The organism is Desulfocurvus sp. (assembly GCF_023230885.1).
Classification (GTDB): domain Bacteria; phylum Desulfobacterota; class Desulfovibrionia; order Desulfovibrionales; family Desulfovibrionaceae; genus Desulfocurvus.
In genome coordinates this window covers 1-4,043 of sequence record NZ_JALNWM010000252.1, presented here as the reverse complement: position 1 = coordinate 4,043, position 4,043 = coordinate 1, and the positions used below count along the sequence as shown (strand labels likewise).

General features: G+C 73.4%; 4 protein-coding genes and 1 pseudogene. All 5 read right to left on the bottom strand.

Going from position 1 to position 4,043, the window contains the following annotated elements; genetic code table 11:
- Positions 1–347: pseudogene (locus M0P34_RS14160) on the bottom strand (flagellin); the annotation flags it as partial.
- A gap of 281 nt (positions 348–628) precedes the next feature.
- Positions 629–1,441 (bottom strand): tRNA (adenosine(37)-N6)-threonylcarbamoyltransferase complex dimerization subunit type 1 TsaB, encoded by an 813-nt coding sequence (gene tsaB / locus M0P34_RS14155; protein WP_291500265.1) that lies wholly within the window; start codon positions 1,439–1,441, stop codon positions 629–631.
- 4 nt (positions 1,442–1,445) lie between these two features.
- Entirely contained in the window at positions 1,446–2,519 is a 1,074-nt protein-coding gene (gene rseP, locus M0P34_RS14150) for an RIP metalloprotease RseP (RefSeq protein ID WP_291500263.1), read from the bottom strand.
- Positions 2,520–2,565: 46 nt separating this feature from the next.
- On the bottom strand, positions 2,566–3,762 hold the full coding sequence (gene dxr, locus M0P34_RS14145; protein ID WP_291500260.1) for a 1-deoxy-D-xylulose-5-phosphate reductoisomerase: 1,197 nt from the start codon (positions 3,760–3,762) through the stop codon (positions 2,566–2,568).
- 9 nt (positions 3,763–3,771) lie between these two features.
- Positions 3,772–4,043, bottom strand: a 272-nt coding sequence (locus tag M0P34_RS14140) for a phosphatidate cytidylyltransferase (RefSeq protein WP_291500258.1), incomplete at its 5' end; no start/stop codon positions are given.

Genomic DNA, 4,043 nt, shown 5'->3' with positions numbered 1-4,043 from the left:
TACTCGGAGTCGATGATCAGGCGCTGGTCGGAGTTGTAGGTGCCCGTGGCCGCCTGTTCGGCCAGCTCCTTCATGCGGATGAGCTTTTCGTCGATGACGCCCAGGGCGCCGTCGGCGGTCTGGATCAGCGAGATGGCATCGTTGGCGTTGCGGGCGCCCTGGTGCAGGGCCGCGATTTCCGAACGCATGATCTCGCGCACGGCCATGCCCGCCGCGTCGTCTGCGGCGGTGCCGATGCGCAGCCCGGAAGACAGCCGGCGAACCGACGTTCCGAGCGCCCCGAACGAGTTGCTGAGGTTCCTGGCGGCGTTGATCGCCATCAGGTTCGTATTGATGACCAGAGACATGCCACTTTCCTCCATGAAAGTCTGTTCTCTGCGCCCGGCGTCCCTGCCGGGTATGCGTGAGGCCCGCGCGGGCGGCTGATCTGGCTGTCCTTGCCGGATTGCGTCCGCGTGTTGCCTGTCTCATCGGCGGGGCGGGCCGGAGCCTTTAGGGGGCAGGGGCGACTTTGCGCGCACCGGGCCCCGGGGGCCGGACGGCGGGGCTTCGGTTGGGTGTCGGCGGGGCGCAACGGGGCGGCCCGGGCGGGCGCCAACGGGAGGAAAGGGGCGGCCCGGGCTGGGCGTCAGCGGGAGGAAAGGGGGGGCGGGCAGTCCGCCGGGGCGTCCAGGCGCGAGGTGGCGGCATCCAGGCGGCGGCGGGCGGCGGCGGGGTCCAGGCCGCGCCCGGCGGCGATGGCCGCGAGGTTGTCCTCGGCGTCGCTGGCGCGCAGGTAGAGCGGGGCGGGCGGCTCGGGGCCGAAGGCGGCCTCGGCGGCGGCCCGGGCCAGGACGTGGGCCAGGGGCTGGTCGAAGCGCGCGTCCAGCAGGGCCAGCCCGGGCAGGGCGGCGGCGAGGAAGTCCGCGTTGGCCCGCAGGCCGCTGCCCAGGGCGTGGCAGGGCCCCGGCAGGGCGGCCAGGGCCCCGGCCGCCCGCTCCAGGCTCATGGGCGCGGGCCCGGCCAGGGGCGCGGCGTCGGGCATGGCGAAGGGCTGCATGTAGACCTGCCCCGAGCGCGAATGGGTGAGCACGGCCAGGGTGCCCGCCAGCAGCGGCGCGGGCCCGGCGGCCAGCAGGGGCAGGTAGTCCAGCCCGGCCAGGGGCAGGGCCGCCGCCCGGGCCAGGCCCAGGGCCAGGGCCAGGGTCATGCGCAGCCCGGTGAAGCTGCCCGGCCCGCGCACCACGGCCACCCCGGTCAGGTCCTGCACGGCGAGGCCCAGGCAGCCCAGCAGGCCCTCCAGGGCCGGGGCCGTGTGGCGCATGGCCCGCCCGGGCACGGCCAGCTCCTGGGCGGCGAGCACGGCGCCGTCCTGGGCCAGCACGAGGTGCAGGCGCTCTTCGGCGCCGCACAGCACAAGGGCCGGGCGCAGCTCGGGGGCCTGGGGTCGCTTGCGGGCCATAGCGTCAGGACGGCGCGGTGAACAGCCGCAGGATGTCGTTGAAGATGGCCAGGCCCATGAGGGCCACCAGGAACACGACGCCCAGGCGGGTGGTCATGATCTGCCAGCGCTCGGGCACCGGGCGGCGGAAGATCATCTCCAGGGTGAGGAACAGGATGTGCCCGCCGTCGAGCACGGGGATGGGGAACAGGTTGATGAGCCCGAGGTTCACGCTGATGATGGCCGTGAGCAGCAGGACGCTGACAATGCCCTGCTCGGCGCCCTGGCTCACGAGCTGGGCGATCATGATCGGCCCGCCCACGGTCTCCAGGGGGATGACCCGTTCCACGATCTTGACCAGGGCCTTGAAGGTCAGGGCGATGTAGCCCCAGGTGTCCGCCGCGCCCTGGACCAGGGCCGAGCCCGCGTGCATGGGCAGGGTGGCCAGTTCGCCCGCCGAGCCCACGCCGAGCATGGGCGTGGTGATGGTTTCGCCGAAGATGGACCGCCGCTCGGACAGGCGCGGGGTGATCTCCAGGGTCAGGGGGGCGCCGTCGCGCTGCACGGTGACCTGCATGGTCCGGCCCTGGCTGGCGGCGATGCGTTCGGTCATCTCGTTCCAAAAGTGGACGGGCTCGCCGTCCAGGGCGACGATGCGGTCGCCGGGCAGCACACCCGCGGCCTCGGCGGCGCTTTCGGCCTGCACGCTGCCCACGGTGGTGGCCAGCTCGGTCTTGCCCGCCGTGGCGTAGATGCCGAACAGCACGACCCAGGCCAGCACGAAGTTGAAGATCGGCCCGGCGGCGATGACGAGCATGCGGTGCAGCGGCGGGCGCAGGGCGAAGTTCTCGGCCCTGGTGAAGCCGTCGGGCTGGTCGTCCTGGTCGGACTCGCCCACGAGCTGCACATAGCCGCCCAGGGGTACCAGGGAGAGCTGGTAGCGCGTGCGGCCCCGGTCGAAGGCCAGAAGGCGCGGCCCGAAGCCCAGGGAAAAGGTCTTGACCCCGATGCCCAGCAGCCGGGCCACGAGGAAGTGGCCAAGTTCATGGAAGAATATCAGCGCTCCGAGAACCAGGATGACGGCAAAGGCACCTTGCATCGCGGGGGGGTCTCCTGTGTTGCCGCCCGCCCGTGCGGGGGCGGCGTCAGGGGTTGGCGGCCCAGGCGCGGACCGTTGCGCGGGTGGCCGCGTCCAGTTCCATGATGGCCTCCAGGCTGTCCACGTCCTGTGGGCGGTGGGCTCCCAGGGCGCGGGCCACCAGGGCCGGGATGTCCATGAAGCCGATGGCTCCGGCCAGGAAGAGTTCCACGGCCACCTCGTTGGCGGCGTTGACGGCCACGGGGTGGCTCGGCCCGGCCCGCAGCGCCTCGAAGGCGTAGGCCAGGCAAGGGAACATATCTAATGCCGGGGCCTCGAAGGTCAAGTGTCCGGCGCGCACCAGGTCCAGGGGCTCCAGGGCGAGGGGCGCCCGCTCGGGCCAGCACAGGGCGTAGGCGATGGCGATGCGCATGTCCGGCGGGCCCAGGTGCGCCAGCACGGAGCGGTCGTGGTATTCCACCAGCGAGTGCACGATGCTTTGCGGATGGACCACCACGTCGATGGCCTCGGGCCCCAGGCCGAAGAGGTGCGCGGCCTCGATGACCTCCAGGCCCTTGTTCATCAGGGTGGCCGAGTCCACGCTGATCTTGGCGCCCATGGACCAGTTGGGATGGGCCAGGGCCTGGGCGCGGGTCACCCGGGCCAGGGCCTCGCGGCCGCAGCCCCGGAAGGGGCCGCCCGAAGCCGTGAGGATCAGGCGGCGCACATGGCGCGGGTCGTGCCCGGCCAGGGCCTGGAACAGGGCGTTGTGCTCCGAGTCCACGGGCAGGATCATGGCCCCGTGGCGGTGGCACTCCCGGCGGAAGAGGTGCCCGGCCAGGACCAGGGCCTCCTTGTTGGCCAGGGCGATGACCTTGCCCGCGCGGGCCGCGGCCAGGGCCGGGGGCAGCCCCGCCGCGCCCACCTGGGCCGCCAGCACCGTGTCGGCCTCGGGCAGGGTGGCCAGTTCCACATAGGCCTCGGGGCCGACGAGGATCCGGGGCGCGTAGCCTGCGGGCAGCAGGGCGCGCAGTTCCCCGGCGGCCTCGGGGGTCAGCACGGCCAGCCGGGGCGGGCGCAGGGCCGCGGCCTGCTCGGCCAGCCGGGCGGCGTTGCGCGCCCCGGCCAGGGCCAGGACCTCGAAGCGCCCGGGATGCTCGGCCACCACGCGCAGGGCGCTGACGCCGATGGACCCGGTGCTGCCCAGGATCACCAGCCGCCGTGGGCCGTCGGCGCGGGGCGCCAGGGGGGAGATGTATTGCATGGCGGCGGCCTACCCGGCGCTGGCGCTGCGGAAGAAGTGGAATACGGCGTCCAGCCCCGCATAGGTGGCCACGGCCAGCAGCAGGCTGTCGATGCGGTCGAGCACGCCGCCGTGGCCGGGCAGCAGGGTGCCCGAATCCTTGACGCCCAGGCGGCGCTTGAGGGCCGACTCGAAGAAGTCGCCGAACTGGGAGGAGACGTTCAGCCCCGCGCCCAGCAGCGCCCACATCCACCACGGCCGCCCGGCCCCGGCCCCGGCCAGCCAGAATTCGTCCGCCGCCC

Excerpts from the sequence above, each read along its gene's own strand:
- tsaB (WP_291500265.1), bottom strand. The coding sequence starts at position 1,441 with ATGGCCCGCAAGCGACCCCAGGCCCCCGAGCTGCGCCCGGCCCTTGTG.
- rseP (WP_291500263.1), bottom strand. The coding sequence starts at position 2,519 with ATGCAAGGTGCCTTTGCCGTCATCCTGGTTCTCGGAGCGCTGATATTC.
- dxr (WP_291500260.1), bottom strand. The coding sequence starts at position 3,762 with ATGCAATACATCTCCCCCCTGGCGCCCCGCGCCGACGGCCCACGGCGG.